General features: G+C 47.0%; 20 protein-coding genes and 1 riboswitch. Of the genes, 15 read left to right on the top strand and 5 right to left on the bottom strand.

Going from position 1 to position 15,463, the window contains the following annotated elements; all coding sequences use genetic code 11:
• Nucleotides 1-45 precede the first annotated feature (45 nt).
• Nucleotides 46-348 carry a hypothetical protein gene (locus F0220_RS03170; RefSeq protein ID WP_017690846.1) on the top strand — a complete coding sequence of 101 codons (303 nt, stop codon included), beginning with the start codon at nt 46-48 and terminating at the stop codon, nt 346-348.
• 241 nt (nt 349-589) lie between these two features.
• Here F0220_RS03170 and mscL read toward each other — a convergent pair whose 3' ends face one another.
• Nucleotides 590-1,084, bottom strand: coding sequence for a large conductance mechanosensitive channel protein MscL (mscL, locus tag F0220_RS03175; protein ID WP_105601406.1), 495 nt, complete (start codon nt 1,082-1,084; stop codon nt 590-592).
• Nucleotides 1,085-1,355: 271 nt separating this feature from the next.
• Nucleotides 1,356-1,455, top strand: a riboswitch (purine riboswitch).
• Between the two features lie 63 nt (nt 1,456-1,518).
• On the bottom strand, nt 1,519-1,698 hold the full coding sequence (locus tag F0220_RS03180) for a hypothetical protein (protein WP_146118071.1): 180 nt from the start codon (nt 1,696-1,698) through the stop codon (nt 1,519-1,521).
• A gap of 55 nt (nt 1,699-1,753) precedes the next feature.
• Between F0220_RS03180 and F0220_RS03185 the strand changes: the two genes are divergently transcribed.
• The gene (locus tag F0220_RS03185; RefSeq protein WP_036613196.1) at nt 1,754-2,341 is read left to right on the top strand and encodes a xanthine phosphoribosyltransferase; all 588 of its coding nucleotides are present in this window, start codon (nt 1,754-1,756) and stop codon (nt 2,339-2,341) included.
• Nucleotide 2,342: 1 nt separating this feature from the next.
• Entirely contained in the window at nt 2,343-3,704 is a 1,362-nt protein-coding gene (locus F0220_RS03190; RefSeq protein ID WP_091018632.1) for a nucleobase:cation symporter-2 family protein, read from the top strand.
• Between the two features lie 288 nt (nt 3,705-3,992).
• Here the strand turns inward: F0220_RS03190 and F0220_RS03195 are convergent, their stop codons facing one another.
• Complete coding sequence (locus F0220_RS03195; protein ID WP_062837331.1) at nt 3,993-4,331, bottom strand: DUF4870 domain-containing protein; 339 nt, start codon at nt 4,329-4,331, stop codon at nt 3,993-3,995.
• A 94-nt stretch (nt 4,332-4,425) separates the two neighbouring features.
• Nucleotides 4,426-4,704 (bottom strand): transposase, encoded by a 279-nt coding sequence (locus tag F0220_RS03200; protein ID WP_105601404.1) that lies wholly within the window; start codon nt 4,702-4,704, stop codon nt 4,426-4,428.
• 400 nt (nt 4,705-5,104) lie between these two features.
• On the opposite strand from F0220_RS03200, the gene F0220_RS03205 reads away from it, so the two are divergent.
• From F0220_RS03205 to F0220_RS03245, 9 genes are all read left to right on the top strand, one after another.
• Nucleotides 5,105-5,293, top strand: a complete 189-nt coding sequence (locus tag F0220_RS03205; RefSeq protein WP_017690840.1) for a hypothetical protein — start codon at nt 5,105-5,107, stop codon at nt 5,291-5,293.
• A 133-nt stretch (nt 5,294-5,426) separates the two neighbouring features.
• Nucleotides 5,427-6,188 carry a type I methionyl aminopeptidase gene (gene map, locus F0220_RS03210; protein WP_105601403.1) on the top strand — a complete coding sequence of 254 codons (762 nt, stop codon included), beginning with the start codon at nt 5,427-5,429 and terminating at the stop codon, nt 6,186-6,188.
• A 565-nt stretch (nt 6,189-6,753) separates the two neighbouring features.
• Nucleotides 6,754-7,806, top strand: a complete 1,053-nt coding sequence (gene coxB / locus F0220_RS03215; RefSeq protein WP_047840266.1) for a cytochrome c oxidase subunit II — start codon at nt 6,754-6,756, stop codon at nt 7,804-7,806.
• A 71-nt stretch (nt 7,807-7,877) separates the two neighbouring features.
• Complete coding sequence (gene ctaD, locus F0220_RS03220; protein ID WP_373419873.1) at nt 7,878-9,728, top strand: cytochrome c oxidase subunit I; 1,851 nt, start codon at nt 7,878-7,880, stop codon at nt 9,726-9,728.
• Nucleotides 9,725-10,351, top strand: coding sequence for a cytochrome c oxidase subunit 3 (locus tag F0220_RS03225; RefSeq protein ID WP_047840264.1), 627 nt, complete (start codon nt 9,725-9,727; stop codon nt 10,349-10,351). The genes ctaD and F0220_RS03225 overlap by 4 nt, the downstream gene beginning before the upstream one ends.
• A 3-nt stretch (nt 10,352-10,354) precedes the next feature.
• The gene (locus F0220_RS03230) at nt 10,355-10,675 is read left to right on the top strand and encodes a cytochrome C oxidase subunit IV family protein (RefSeq protein ID WP_036613178.1); all 321 of its coding nucleotides are present in this window, start codon (nt 10,355-10,357) and stop codon (nt 10,673-10,675) included.
• 108 nt (nt 10,676-10,783) lie between these two features.
• Entirely contained in the window at nt 10,784-11,707 is a 924-nt protein-coding gene (gene ctaG / locus F0220_RS03235; protein WP_105601400.1) for a cytochrome c oxidase assembly factor CtaG, read from the top strand.
• Between the two features lie 34 nt (nt 11,708-11,741).
• Nucleotides 11,742-12,206, top strand: a complete 465-nt coding sequence (locus F0220_RS03240; protein ID WP_105601398.1) for a DUF420 domain-containing protein — start codon at nt 11,742-11,744, stop codon at nt 12,204-12,206.
• Between the two features lie 142 nt (nt 12,207-12,348).
• Nucleotides 12,349-12,720 (top strand): hypothetical protein, encoded by a 372-nt coding sequence (locus tag F0220_RS03245; RefSeq protein ID WP_105601396.1) that lies wholly within the window; start codon nt 12,349-12,351, stop codon nt 12,718-12,720.
• 110 nt (nt 12,721-12,830) lie between these two features.
• Here the strand turns inward: F0220_RS03245 and F0220_RS03250 are convergent, their stop codons facing one another.
• On the bottom strand, nt 12,831-13,136 hold the full coding sequence (locus F0220_RS03250) for a hypothetical protein (protein WP_105601395.1): 306 nt from the start codon (nt 13,134-13,136) through the stop codon (nt 12,831-12,833).
• A 209-nt stretch (nt 13,137-13,345) separates the two neighbouring features.
• Here F0220_RS03250 and F0220_RS03255 point away from each other — a divergent pair, with 209 nt between their 5' ends.
• From F0220_RS03255 to F0220_RS03265, 3 genes are all read left to right on the top strand, one after another.
• Nucleotides 13,346-14,059 carry a hypothetical protein gene (locus F0220_RS03255; protein ID WP_146117125.1) on the top strand — a complete coding sequence of 238 codons (714 nt, stop codon included), beginning with the start codon at nt 13,346-13,348 and terminating at the stop codon, nt 14,057-14,059.
• An 89-nt stretch (nt 14,060-14,148) separates the two neighbouring features.
• Nucleotides 14,149-14,538, top strand: coding sequence for a GntR family transcriptional regulator (locus F0220_RS03260; protein ID WP_105601635.1), 390 nt, complete (start codon nt 14,149-14,151; stop codon nt 14,536-14,538).
• A gap of 15 nt (nt 14,539-14,553) precedes the next feature.
• The gene (locus F0220_RS03265) at nt 14,554-15,450 is read left to right on the top strand and encodes an ATP-binding cassette domain-containing protein (RefSeq protein WP_091018646.1); all 897 of its coding nucleotides are present in this window, start codon (nt 14,554-14,556) and stop codon (nt 15,448-15,450) included.
• Nucleotides 15,451-15,463: the final 13 nt, after the last annotated feature.

A 15,463-nucleotide genomic window follows, 5' to 3' on the forward strand; every position in this document is an offset into this window, starting at 1 on the left:
TCAAAATTTCACAAAGTATGTTTTAAACGAAAGGGGAACGATCGTATGGAATGCATTGTACACTTTCAGGTGATTTATCCGCAACCTCAGGAACGTAAAAGTCTTAGAGGACTTATATTTGTAGGGCAAGGACAGGAACCGGCTAACAGTCAGTTAAGCAGCATGTTTAAGGATATGGGATTTAATGTACGTTTGGAAGATGAGGCCCAATTGTTGTTCAAACCAGTGGATGCTTCGGCAAACTTTGAATATATTCGCGTGACAGAGCTTGATACTGGGGAAGAAGTTTACAAGGAAGATAAAGATCTGAAGTCGATCCTGGAGCATTTGCTGCCACGCCGTTTCTAGTTCATGAGCATGGCTGCAAATGACATTCATGGGGGAGCACGTGTAACGCATGTATGTTAGGCACAAAAAAAGGCCCCACCTTTACGGTGGAACCTTCAAACCATTAAGCTACGCAACCTTTGTTAATGAAGCCCATATGGCTAGCTTTTCATACATATACCCTAGCAAGTAAGAGGTTGTCCCCCGCATCAGGATTTATATCCGTAATTCAACTCGGTGCGTCTTTATACGTTCATTGTGATTATGCTAGAGCGCCGGTTCCTTCTGCTTCCAGTTCTGAAGTACAGTGCGAGCAGCGGGTAGCTGCGGCTGGAATTTCAGATAGGCAATACTTGCAAGCCTTGGTCGTTTTTTGCGGCTCGGGCTTTTTGTGTTCTTTGCTTTTGAGATAGTTGATGCCCTTCACGAGCATGAAGATACAGAACGCAACGATAAGAAAATCAATCATGACGTTGATGAACTGACCATAAGCAATCACGGTAGCACCGGCTTCGTTGGCTTGAGCAAGTGTGGTGATCTCCTGTCCGTTTGCTGTTTTCATACCCCTATCCAGGTTGAAGATTTTCTGACTGAAGTCGATTCCACCCATCAGTTTTCCAACCGGGGGCATGATGATATCATTTACAAGGGATGTGACGATTTTACCAAAAGCAGCCCCAATAATGACACCGACCGCCAGATCGATGACGTTGCCGCGGACGGCAAATTCCTTGAATTCGTTAAGTACGCCTTTCATGTTTGCATATCTCCTTTGATCATTCAATTCAAAATATAGGCCGCGTTTCCATCCATTCTCCGTTCAGATCCGCGCTTCCGTTCTCATATTGTACATAAAAAAATGATTCCTATCACCCCCTGTTTGCAAATTAAGACAAGTTTCCGCAACTTCCATGAAAATACTTCTTTATTTCACGCCGCCGATTCGGTATACTTCTAACATTGTCAGTTATGTTTAACCATGTACATTCAGGTTCGCGATCATACATTGTAACGAATCATGGAGCCAAAAAATTAAATATGCCGTTACTCGTATATGTGCAGGAATAGGCCTGCATGTCTCTACCCGATCACCGGAATGATCGGACTACGGGAAAGATATTGCAATGTTTTGTATGGTTGGCATGAGATCATTCTCAGACAGTTTCACTGAAGAGCAGGTTCAAGTGGCTTTTATCTGTTTCCGATTACACTGTTTGAAGTTTCTTCTATCAGGATTGAATTCCTGTCATTCTGTCCATCCAGTACACTTGCAGCATCCATACGGCTTGTCCATATACGTACAAGTCCGTCTTTCCCGTCTCCGGTTATTCCGCAGCGTGTGAAAAGGCGGGCTTTTTGCTTTTTTACCATCCGATTGGAAGAGCGTGTGAGCTTCTGCGGAGGGCATTCAGGGGGAAGAATTGCAATGCAATTGTTAAAAGACAAGGTAAGACAGGAAGGTATCGTCCTGTCCGAGCAAGTACTCAAAGTGGATTCATTCCTGAACCACCAGATGGACCCGGTTCTGATGAAGGAAGTGGGCAAGGAATTCATTCGCCGCTTTGAAGGAGAGAATATAACTCGTGTGCTGACGATTGAGTCGTCAGGGATTGCACCAGGTATCATGACTGCGTTGGAGCTGAACGTACCGCTGATCTTTGCACGGAAGCAGAAGTCGCTCACACTGACGGAAGACATTCTGGTGGAGAAGGTCTACTCCTTCACGAAGCAGGAAACCAATGAAATCACCGTTGCCAAGAAGTTTATGAAGCCTGGGGATCGCGTATTGATCATTGATGATTTTCTGGCGAATGGTGAAGCAGCATTTGGTCTGGCTCGTATTGTGGAGCAGGTTGGAGCAGAAGTGGTAGGTATCGGTATTGTTATTGAAAAAGCATTCCAGCCGGGAGGTCGCTTGCTGAAAGAAGCAGGATACCGTGTGGAATCGCTGGTTCGCATCGGGGCACTGTCGGATGGACAGGTTACATTTGCGGACGAGGAGGGCACGAACTAATATGGCACGCGAACGTATTTTTCAGCGGCATCGGCATCCAATCAAAACGTTCTCACTCGGACTACAGCACGTGCTTGCGATGTATGCAGGAGCCGTCGTTGTCCCATTGATCGTTAGTAACGCATTAGGTTTTACACAGGAACAGCTAACCTATCTTATTGCCATTGACCTGCTTGCATGTGGTGTGGCTACATTGCTTCAGGTATGGGGAAATAAATATTTCGGCGTAGGGCTGCCTGTTATGCTCGGTTGTGCATTCCAGGCCGTGTCTCCGATGATCCTAATCGGGATGAACAGTGGAGTATCTGCCATTTACGGAGCGATCATCGCTTCAGGACTGTTCGTATTGATCTTCTCCGGACTCTTTGGGAAGCTCATCAGGCTCTTTCCTCCAGTAGTGACAGGTTCTGTTGTGACCATTATTGGTCTGACTCTGATCCCAGTTGCTTTCCACGATCTGGGTGGCGGTCAGGGGTCAGAAGATTTTGGCAGCGGAGTGAACTTGTTGCTCGGTTTCGGTGTGTTGGTCTTTATTATTTTAATGACTCGTTTTACAACAGGTTTTATCCGTTCCATCTCAGTATTGATTGGTCTGCTCGTAGGTACAATTGCGGCTGGGTTTATGGGCGAGGTTAATTTTGCTCCTATTCGCGATGCAAGTTGGTTCCACGTTGTTCAGCCGTTTTACTTTGGCAGACCGACATTTGAGATTGTACCGATCCTGACGATGATTCTGGTGGCGATTGTCAGCGTGGCCGAGTCCACAGGTGTATTTATGGCTCTGGGCAAAATCCTGGACAAGGATCTGTCGTCCAAGGACCTGGCGCGCGGTTATCGCGCAGAGGGCCTGGCCATTGTGTTAGGTGGTATTTTCAACTCATTCCCGTATACAACGTATTCGCAAAATGTAGGGCTGGTACAGATGACACGTGTGAAGACACGTGATGTCATTGTGGTGGCTGGTGGAATCCTGGTGGTCATTGGATTTGTGCCAAAAATTGCAGCCCTCGCACAGCTCGTTCCAGGGGCGGTTCTTGGCGGAGCCATGGTGGCCTTGTTTGGCATGGTGGTATCATCAGGCATTCGAATTATCGGCAGTCAGGTTGATCTGAACCGACATGAGAATCTGTTTGTCATCGCTTGTTCTGTAGGTATGGGGCTTGGGGTTACCGTTGTACCTGAGTTGTTCGCAGGTGCACCGGCCTGGGCTCAGATTATGCTTGGTAATGGTATCATTGCAGGCAGCTTCACGGCGATCTTCATGAATCTGCTGTTCAACGGTCTGGGAACCCAGGAAACAGCCGCCAAGATGGCTGAACAACAGGCTGATGCCATCCTTGGAGAAACAGGCAAGTCGGCTTAATAGCCGAACTAGACCTATAATCCAGCATGATTGTTATGTTAACGGTTTGTAATTTAACCTTAACAAGATGAATATTTAAGCAGGTTGATGCATGGTAATATACAGCATGAATGGTTTATGGCATACATCATTTATACTGTGAATGTTCAACCACATGAACAAGTCACTTTTACATGCGAAACAACGAATATATGTTCAAGTTCAAGCCAGATATATAATCAAAAAGACGATCCACCCCCATTTTAAAGGGGATGGATCGTCTTTTTTTTGGATCATGTCTTCCTAAAGTTACAGATGACGCATCTGTTTCTCTGCGAAATCGCCAACCCAAGGCAGCTTTAGCCATTTCCCCTGCAGGCTGGTGACCACCATGATGAGCCAGACCACCACACCGAGCAGGGATAACAGCGATGCCACCAGTGGCCCAAACAACGGAAGAAAAGCCGATAGTACATGTCCGACCATAATGATGCCAAAGACGGTCACGGATTGCAGAGCGTGAAATAGAACGAACCGGCTCCGCTTCTCCACAGCGAGAAAGACAATCCCGCCTACAAAGGTAAATAGATAACAGAGCATACCGGCAATATTTTCATCCAGACCGCTAGACGATTTCATGGGGGACATCCGGTCCAGCCTCCTTTAACCTTTTTTACTAGGCTATGAAGGAGATGGACAGAACTGAACCTGTGAATTTATCTGACTAACAAATCAAACAATATTATCTTCCGCCCTCGATCTGTCTGCGAGGGTTTGTGATCTTGCCCATTTTATCAGCATCATTTTCTTTGGGAACCAAACGTTCATCGGTACGTCCTTCGTGGTGATTATCAAAAGCATACTCCGTCAGTTTCCATTCTGACTTGCCGAGAACGGGATCTGCCGGGAAGTGTTGCCCGCGATGCAGATGTTCCTCACGTCCGGCTTCGTTGATATATACTCCGTCGACTTCCACCTTTTCATGTGAAAGGGGCAGCATATCCTGTTCTTTGCGTTCCATGAAACGGCGCCTCCTTTTAGATACCATTAATTTAACTGTATGGGTTGTCCGTGATAATATCCCCCGAATAGTTCAGTGTTATGCTGGATATATTAATTCCGTATAGAATGGTGGCATTCATAACATATGATTCGGAATTAAACTTTTTGGGCATGAAAGCCGTTATATTTATTAGAGGAAATCGTCAAGTCGTAAGATACTTCCGAATATGCTACAATAAGATTATGATTCATTCCGAATCATATCGGGTATTTATAGTGTCAGGTACTTGCTTTCTAGCGAGGTTCCCGACCTAAAGCTTGCTTTAAGCCGCGCACACAACTTCATGGATGGCATTTAAGACTTATTCGGCATTCTCTAAACGGAGCATTCACTTTCAACGTTTTGGGAGGGAATTACAATGGCAACGAAAGGTCACAATGAGGTCAAAGAAAGTTTGAGGGAAATGACTCGGATTTTCCGTCCTAAAGATCCAAAAAAATTCGTGAAGGAGTACGTGAGAAAATACCGGATTACGGGTGGATACGAGGAAGAATTGACTTCTGTGGTTGAGCATGAGCTTGTCAAGATGGATTCTTCCGTGTCCTGAAACAACACACAACTCTGATTATACTGTTCCGATAATGAATAGAACCGTCTCCCGGGCGATAAGCTCCGGCAGGCGGTTTTTTTTGCGTTCCTGCTGCATATATATGGGAGTACACCTACAGCGGGAAGGATGAATGCATGTGGACCCTATTTTGAAAACAAAAGAAGAGATTGGCTACATGCGGGAAGCTGGACGAATTTTGCGAAGTTGTCACCAGCATATTGAGCAGTGGATGATCCCCGGTATCACGACAGCAGAGGTTAATGAGCGGGTGGAAGAGTTTCTGGCAGCACGAGGAGCCACGCCGGAGCAAAAAGGGTATAAAGGATATCCGTACGCGACGTGTGCCTCTGTTAATGAAGTGGTCTGCCACGGATTTCCGGGGGAAGAGGAGCTGGCGAGTGGGGATGTAGTGACCATCGATATGGTGGTGAACAAAGACGGCTGGCTTGCTGACTCGGCCTGGACATATGGAATTGGTGAAACAAGCAGATCCATTCGCAAGCTGATGAGACGCACGGAGAAGGCACTTGAGCGGGCGATTGCCCAGGCAGTTCCAGGAAATACACTCGGCGATATTGGAAGTGCCATTGAACGAACAGCCAGACTGTATCGGTACGGGATCGTGAAGCCTCTCATCGGTCATGGGATTGGTCAATATATTCATGAACCCCCAAATGTTCTGCCTTATGGCAAACGTAGAACAGGCACGATGCTCACCGAGGGCATGGTTATTACGATTGAACCAATCTTTACAAAGGGCAGTTCCGGGGCCGTTGTGTGGGATGAAGATGGATGGACGGTAAGGACAGTAGATGGCAGCTGGGGGGTCCAGTATGAGCATACGGTTGCGATTACTGGGAATGGCCCCTTGATTCTGACCGATGGCACGTGAGATGAAGTCAATGAAGAAGAGGACTTGAGTTGAACTTTCTCCCAAATGCTCCATGCTGTTTTGAGCTTGAAGATAGCGGTATGGAGCGATAGGCATGTCTTCTGAATGGATATGGAAGAGGTTTTCCATAAATTATGATCTTTCTTTTGCATAATAGCACATGTTTTCAATGTGAGAAAAATCACCAATAAATCGAGTTTTATCACCGAAATTTGGCAAAAATTTTCAAATGTAGAGTGTAATACTTTTAACTGAAATCGTTTGCAAATCAAGTTGTAGAGCGGTTTTTTACATAAAGTGAACAATTTGTGAACATGTGTCCAAAGATTGACAAAATCATACCCTCAACTTATATTTAATAAGTGATTGAAGCATATAGAATGAATTGGAAGAATGCGCAGACATGCCCTGAGCAGGAAAACACGGGAGTACTGGAAGCGTTATTTTTGTAAGCGTTCTGTATGATGAAGAGGATTATGCGTATCGTGCTGAAACGTACCTTTTGTTGCCTTTCTACCGAACGACAACGGTAATCTACGAAAACGTAAAAAAGTGGGGTAGATCAATGATGAAACAGTGGCAGGTTGCAAAGCGAATTCTCCCCTTGCTGGCGGTGTTCTCTTTGCTGCTATCCGCATGCGGGCGGGAAGACTTGTCGGTAATGAAACCTCAGGGTCCTGTAGCGCAAGGCCAATATGATTTGATGAAGTTATCCATCGCCATTATGATCGTGGTGCTCATCATTGTATTTGCCATAGCGGCCTATGTTCTGATCCGGTTTCGTAGACGAGCCGGGCAGACTGAGATGCCCGAACAGGTTGAAGGTAATTTCAAGCTGGAAGTAATCTGGACAGCCATTCCGTTATTGCTGGTTATTGTTCTGGCAGTACCGACGGTCCAAACGATTTTTGCCCAAGGCGAAGATCTGTCCAATGACAAAAATGCACTTAAGGTCCAAGTCACCTCACATCAGTACTGGTGGGAATTCACTTATCCTCAATATGACGTAACCACCGCTCAAGATCTCATCATCCCGACCGGAACAAAAATCGCATTCGAATTAAAAACCGCTGACGTGCTTCACTCCTTCTGGGTGCCGTCACTTGCGGGCAAAATGGACACAAACCCGGATGGAACACTTAACAAGTTCAGTTTCTCTGCACCGAATGAAGGCGTTTACCGCGGTAAATGTGCCGAATTATGTGGCAGATCGCATGCTTTCATGGAGTTTAAGGTAAAAGCAGTGAGTCAGGAATCCTTTGACAGATGGGTGAACCAGATGAAAGCACCCGCAGTCCTTCCTGAAGACACTCAATTGGCCGAAAAGTTCAAAACAAACTGCCTTTCTTGCCACGCTGTTGGTGATCAAGGTGGACCGGTTGCACCTAACCTGACGGGAATCGGCGGCAAGGAATCTGTCGCAGGCATTTTGCTGAATTCTCGCGAGGGACAGGAAGAAGGTAGTCCGGTACTGGATAACATGAAAGAATGGCTCCATGATCCACAATCCGTGAAGCCGGGCAATACCATGCCGAATCCCAAGGATCTTGGGTTGACGGATGAAGAAATCGACGGAATTGCCGAATATCTGGCCAACTACAAATTGGACTATGAATAGAACAGCAAGGACGAAGAAGGGGGTACACAACCTTGGCTCATGCGCATAGCGTCAAGAGGTACAGGGGCTTGATGGATTGGATCACCACCGTCGATCACAAAAAAATCGCCATTCTTTATTTGGTTGCGGGTGGATTTTTCTTTGGAATCGGCGGCATTGAAGCCATTTTGATTCGGATTCAACTGATGAAGCCTATGAATGATTTTGTATCGGCACAGGTCTTCAACGAATTGATTACAATGCATGGAACAACGATGATTTTCCTTGGTGTCATGCCACTTATTTTTGCCATTATGAATGCTGTCGTGCCTTTGCAGATCGGGGCACGGGACGTTGCTTTCCCTTTTCTTAACGCGTTGGGTTTCTGGACATTCCTGTTTGGTGGATTGTTGTTGAACCTGAGCTGGGTTATGGGCGGAGCACCAGATGCGGGCTGGACCTCATATACGCCGCTTTCGGGCAGTGAGTACAGTGGAACGCATGGTGTGGATTTCTACACCATCGGTCTTCAGATCGCGGGTCTGGGAACGCTCATCGGGGGCATTAACTTTCTCGCAACGATTATTACAATGCGTGCTCCAGGCATGTCCTACATGCGGATGCCGATGTTTACATGGACGACATTTATTACATCTGCCATTATCCTTTTTGCTTTTCCTGCCATCACGGTAGGGCTTGTACTTTTGACGTTTGACCGTATACTGGGAGCGAATTTCTTCGATGTCGCAGGTGGCGGTAACCCCGTACTCTGGCAGCACATCTTCTGGATCTTCGGGCACCCGGAAGTATACATTCTGATTTTGCCGGCATTTGGTATTATCTCGGAGGTTATTCCGACCTTCTCGCGTAAACGGTTGTTCGGATACAGCTCGATGGTATTTGCCACCATCCTGATTGCCTTCCTGGGCTTCATGGTATGGGCGCATCACATGTTTACAACAGGTCTGGGTAATGTAGCCAACGCGCTTTTCTCCATCTCCACGATGTTGATTGCCGTACCTACCGGGATCAAAATCTTTAACTGGCTCTTTACGATGTGGGGTGGACAGATCCGCTTTACCGCGGCAAACCTGTTCGCAGTTGGATTTGTTCCAACCTTCGTTATGGGTGGTGTTACAGGCGTCATGCTGGCATCTGCTCCGGCAGACTTCCAGTTCCATGATACGTACTTTGTTGTAGCCCACTTCCACTACGTTATTGTAGGGGGACTCGTACTTGGATTGTTCTCGGGACTGCATTACTGGTGGCCGAAGATGTTCGGACGTATTCTCAGCGAAACACTGGGCAAATGGACGTTCTGGACATTTATGATCGGTTTCCAATTAACGTTCTTTGTACAGCATTTCCTCGGTCTGATGGGGATGCAGCGCCGGATCGTTACATACTTGCCGAATCAGGACTTTGACCTGCTCAATCTGGTCAGCTCCGTCGGGGCATTTCTGATGGGTGTGGGAGTTATCTTATTCCTCGCGAACATCGTAATCACCATGAGAAAACCGGCTGGCGCGCCAAACGATCCGTGGGAAGACGGCCGTACACTGGAATGGTCTATTCCATCTCCGCCGCCGGAATATAATTTCAAGCAGACGCCGCTGGTACGCGGAATTGATGCATATTGGAAGGAAAAAATGGCAGGACATACGGAGATGACACCGGCAGAACCGGTAGGTTCGATTCATATGCCTTCAGCAACGCCGTTGCCGTTTGTAATGTCAGTAGGTATCTTTATCGCGGGACTTGGCTTGATGTTCAGCAAGGATGAATTTGGTAATGCATTTATGAATGTCATTTTTAACAATTATATTGTAGTTATTATTGGTCTCGTAATCACATTTGGCGCAATGGCACTTCGTTCACTTTATGATGATCATGGCTGGCATATTGAACCGGAGGATCAGGATGAGAAGGGGGCTAGAACATGACAACCTCACATGCCGAACCGGTGAACGACAAATTGCCGCATGAACCGGAGAAAGCAACGCTGGAGGGCCGTAACAAGCTTATCGCCTTCTGGTTGTTCCTTGGCGGCGAGACGGTACTGTTCGGTACACTCTTTGCTACCTTCCTGGCTCTTCGTGGCCAAACCAATGATGGACCTACGGCGAATGAGCTGTTCCACCTGCCACTTGTGGCCGCTGCAACGTTCATTCTCCTGGTCAGTAGTTTGACAAGTGTATTTGCGATTCAGGCCATGCATAAGGGCAAGCGAGATGCACTGGCGTTGTGGCTTGGCATCACAGTAGTACTGGGCATGGGATTTCTCGCCCTGGAAATTTACGAGTTCTACGAGTATGTGAAACATAAAGAGTTTGGCATGACCACGAGTGCATTCAGTTCAGCGTTCTATACACTGGTCGGGTTCCACGGAGCCCACGTTGCTTTTGGTATTGTGTGGATCGGAATCATTATCGGTCAGCTGTTCAAAAAAGGATTGACGGTCGTAACCGCACCTAAAGTATACGTCTCCGCAATGTACTGGCACTTTATTGACGTGGTCTGGGTGTTCATCTTTACGGTCGTGTACCTGCTCGGAAAGGTGGGGTAGCACATGTCGGCACAGGATAAGACAGATCAACAGCCTGTGAAACACCGTCACCGGACGGAAGGGCCACAGAAACACGTCGTGGTGTTTATCTTCTCCATTATTCTCACGCTGATTGCGTTTGCGGCTGCTTCTGCCGGAGGGGTCAACACAACCTTTATCATTATTATTTTGCTCGTCATGGCTATTCTTCAAGTATTCGTTCAATTGGGTTATTGGATGCACTTGAAGGACAAAGGGCACTTGATGCCGATTCTGTTCATGGCCTTTGGCTTTTTCGTAGCCTTTACGTGCATCATTATGGCACTCTATTGGGTCTGGTGGTAAAAGAGATGGCGGCGGCGCAATGCCGCCGTCTTTTCCCCTTTGTGGCGAATGAATCTTCACAACGAAATGAAGGCAACAACCAAATCAGGTCACGGGGAGGTTTCCCGTATGCTCGGGTTGCAATATTTTAGTTTCAACGATTTATGGAGTCCGCTTATATTGGCTTTATTTCTGATCATTGCTGCGGCTTATTTGGTGCTTGTGGGACCGTTAAGCGAGCAAATAAAGGATGCAGAATCTGCGACTGCTGCGCAGAAAATCATGTTTATTACGGGGCTGTTTGTCCTGTATCTGGCTCAAGCTGGACCATTTAATTTGCTTGGTCACGTGATGTTTAGCTTCCACATGGTGAGCATGGCGTTCTCCTATCTGGTAGCCCCGCCGCTGATGATGAAAGGTTTGCCGATCTGGGTATGGCGCAGAATCGTACGCTGGTTGCCTACACGCCAACTATCGTTCCTGGCTCATCCAATCGTTGCGGCAGTGCTCTTTAACGGGCTGTTCTCGCTGTATCACCTACCGATTGTACATGATTACGTCATGCTGAATTTTACCGTTCACCGGTTGTATTATATTGCATTGTTCATCACCTCGATGCTCATGTGGTGGACATTGCTAAATCCATTGCCAGAAGGCAGACAAGCATCGGGGTTATCCAAGATCGGTTTTATTTTTCTGAATATGGTACTGCTCACCCCTGCGTGTGGATTGATTATTTTTGCGGCCGAGCCGTTGTATCAGACGTACAGCAACCCGGCCGTATGGGCTGAAGCCATGCGGTATTGTGTGTCTGGAGATTCTACGGCATTACTTCGCTCATTCGGTGGGCCTGCGTTCTTTAACTTCCTGTCTTCTGCGAAAGAAGATCAGCAGGTCGGTGGCATTGTAATGAAGTTTATTCAGGAAGGAATCTTTGCCTCCATGCTGGCCTATGTCTTTTTCCAATGGTATCGGAAAGAGAAGCAGGAAGATGATGATGACTCGTATCCTGCAGGGGGCGCAGGGGGGCCGCTCAATCCGGCTGCCAAATAATGAAGTAATGTTCTGACAAGAGGGGGAACACACGATGGATATGTATTTTTGGCTACCAACGATCAGTACTTCTTTCATTGTGATTAGTGCAGTACTGGTGGGAATTGGATGGGTACTGATTATTCAGGGTAAACGTGAGGCTCATCAGTCCGCCATGGTAGCAGGTGCGATTGCAGCTCTAATCTTCTTTGTGATCTATATGTCTCGTACAGTGTTCGTGGGCAATACAGCTTGGGGCGGGGACCCGGATCTGGAGATCTTTTATCGGATATTTCTGATCTTTCATATTATCCTCGCTACCGTGGCAGCGATATTCGGCATCTCCACACTGGTGCTGGGGTTCAAAAAGAAGTTCGGAACACATCGTCGCTGGGGCAAGTTCACGTCCATGATCTGGTTCGGGTCAGCGCTAACAGGTGTTGTTGTGTATGTTCTTTTATATCTCTTATATCCTGGTGGTCATACACGTCCGGTATGGGAAGTTATCCTCGGCGTATAAAAGTAGAGATATAACCTCCGGCTACTCGGGCGTGCATCACTATAACCTTCTAAAAATATGAAAATGGACGAATCTAGTAGATGATTCGTCCACGCTTCCTCTCTCATTCATTCATAGAATGAGTTCGAGAGGGGGAAACAAAATGAAAAAAACAGTCAATGTCAGTCAAACGTATCCACGTCTTACCGTGTATTCAGAAGAGAACTACAGAGGGAGAAGCCGCATCTATCGTGGCAATACGGGGCTCCGCAACCTGGACAATATTTTGGATGGGGTGGAGAGCCTGCGCTTTTTCTCAACAAGTTCCAATGCAACACTGGTTGTGTTTACGCGTCCTAACTTTCAAGGTGGATTCCGTGTCTTCCGAGGCAACACCAACTTGAGAGATTTGGATGATCTGATCCGTGGCAATGATGTGGAATCCCTGATCTCCACGAATGAGCGGCTGACTCTGGCCGAGATTCGTGCGATCCGCGCCAACCGCAGTCTGCCTAGTGGCTATAACCTCGTTTAAGCGTAAGGCCTCTTCTTCTAACAGGTGCTAGAGAGCGGCAAAGGGCTGTACCCGAATTGTGTTTACACAATAATGGGTACAGCCCTTCTTTTGTGATTGGGGAATGATGTTTAATCCCCGCCACCCCCACTGTCTCCGCCGCCACTATCCCCACTGCTGTCATTGCTGCTACCTGTGTCTGATGAAGAATCCGACTCAAGATGTTGGTGATCCGGTGTGTGCCTGGAATGTCGATCGTAGGAGTCATCTCCCATAATGACCGGATATCCCGAAGCAGAGTCGGTATAACCGTTGTTACGGCGGATGCGGTGTCTGCCTTTTTTGGCAGAATGACGATGAGGCTCAACCCGGAGGACCAACCATATTACAACGATAAGGAAAAGGAGGACAAATCCGATCTCTACCAGCCAATCCATAGCTGTAACCTTCCTTTCTTTGATTCATTACTCTAATTTATTTTAACGTAAATTCGTACTGTGTCCCATCCCGTCTTCCTGATTCAGGAAAATTAGGGGTTGACGGGATCAGAATTTGGTCTGTATACTGTGTATATTGATATATACAGTAAACACAGTGATCACAGTGCGCAAGATGAGTGAATGACAGGTGAAAGGCAGGCATGCATATGAACGAATGGAAGCAGGCGTGGTGGTTGACCCGCAACCAGACGAGTAAGGATAAGCTCCAATGGCTATGGTCTGCAATATTCATGATATACACTGGCGGCATGAGCGGTGTGATGTTATTGGGACAACAACAGACAGATTTCATTAATCCTGTAGTGGATTCCTTCTTTTTGATCATGTTACCATTTCAAGGGTTCATGTTCTGCAGGCGCTCCTTCCGTTACATACAGGAGGATTCCTATACGCAGATGTTGGCCTACTATCGAAGAATTCCGATCCCTGAACAAGTGGTGATGTGGTCCAGGCTACAGCAGTCTCTGATGGCGTTTACGTACAATGGGATCTTTTTCTACGGATCGTTATACGTGGTTAACCTTCATACCGAAGGATTCCGATGGGATCAATATCTGGCTTTTAGCTTGACCTGCACAGGTTATGGACTTTTGGTAACGGGATTATATATTTATGGAGAGTTTCTGAACAGTGGCAAGAAATACTTGGTTCTAAGTACACTTTTTGTACCCATTGCGATTGGCATATCCTTATTGATTCGAATGTCAGGCAGTTACGGCTTTCGAATGGTGATGGATGCAAGTAAATCATGGGGGCTGCTTTCCCCGATCATGTGGATTTCTCTGGTGACTGGTGTAGCGGTATTATGGCTGTTTAGTCGTTTTACGCTGAAGAAGTTGGTTCATCGGGATTTGAATTAAAATGAGAATTGAGCTTATGTACGAATACAGGATGAAACCGGCACGGTCAGGTAACAGACTGGAGTGTACCGGAGGGCGAGGTGCAAGATGTGAAAATACCCATTCAAATTAATGAAAATAGCGCTGAACCTTTATACCACCAAATTGAAAATCAGTTAAGATCGTTGATAATTACGGGTCAGTTGGGGGAGGGAACACATTTGCCGTCCATTCGTGAGTTCGCCGGCGCACTGAATTGCAGTGTTATTACGGTTAGACGGGTCTATCAGGATCTGGAGAATGAAGGCTTGCTTCGTACGAAGCAGGGGACAGGTACATTTGTGGCCCAGGTAGAAGCCGGTGACAGAGAAAATTATAGATTAAAGGCTGCACAGGAAGCGATGCAGGCAGCGGTACAGTCCGGGAAATCGGTAGGCTGTACGGAAGAAGAGATGGAGAGGCTGTTCCGGGAAGTCCTGAAGGCTATTTACGTGAAGTAAGGGAGTGATTCATACGTGGAACCCATAGCAATCCAGTTGAACGGCGTATCCAAAATGCGAAAACGCAGAGTTATTGGCCCAATTGATCTGACCATCCCCGAAGGGTATATAGTCGCTATTCTCGGTCACAACGGTTCAGGCAAAAGCACCCTTCTTAACATGTTACAGCAAGTGGTGCTGCCAGATGCTGGGCAGATTATATGGTTTGGTCAGGAACATGATGGGCCACTTCCCATTGAACTGAGACAACAGATTGGTTTTGTAGCAGATAACGCTGGTTCAGAAGAGAACCGGATAACAGCACAGGAAGCAGCTCATTTCCGGGCGTACTGGTACCCACGTTGGGATATGAAGTTGTTCGACCAACTGATTCAGGATATGGAAGTACCTATTGATGTGAAGCTGAACAAGATGTCAAAGGGAGAACGGCGAAAATTTGAGATTGCAGCTGCAATTGCAGCTCGCCCAAGACTATTGCTTTTGGATGAGCCTTCATCAGGACTGGACCCCTTTGCCTGGAAAGTGATGGTTGAGCAGTTCCGTACCTTCATGGCGGGGGGAGACACCACGATTCTGATTGCCACACATATTGCAGACGAAGTCAAAAGACTTGCGGATTACATCGTATTGATGCACCGTGGTCAGTCACTGGGGATGGCCGAGAAAGATATGGTGCTCGATCAGTGGAAAGAAGTCTGGTATGAAGGAGATTTAAGGCCAGAAAGTATTCCTGGTGTTGTGGAATCTTCTTTGGAAGAGGGAGGTCTGGTTCGCGTAATTACAACCCGGGTCAGCGAGGCGCAGGAGAGGCTGGAGCTGTCCAATAACCGGGTATTGAAAATCCGTAACTTGGAATTGGATGAAGTGCTGGCATTCTGGATTGCCGGGTATGCACCCGTACAGTGGAAATAACCGAAGGGAGACG

Origin of the sequence: Paenibacillus sp. 37, assembly GCF_008386395.1 — a bacterium.
Classification (GTDB): Bacteria; Bacillota; Bacilli; order Paenibacillales; family Paenibacillaceae; genus Paenibacillus; species Paenibacillus amylolyticus_B.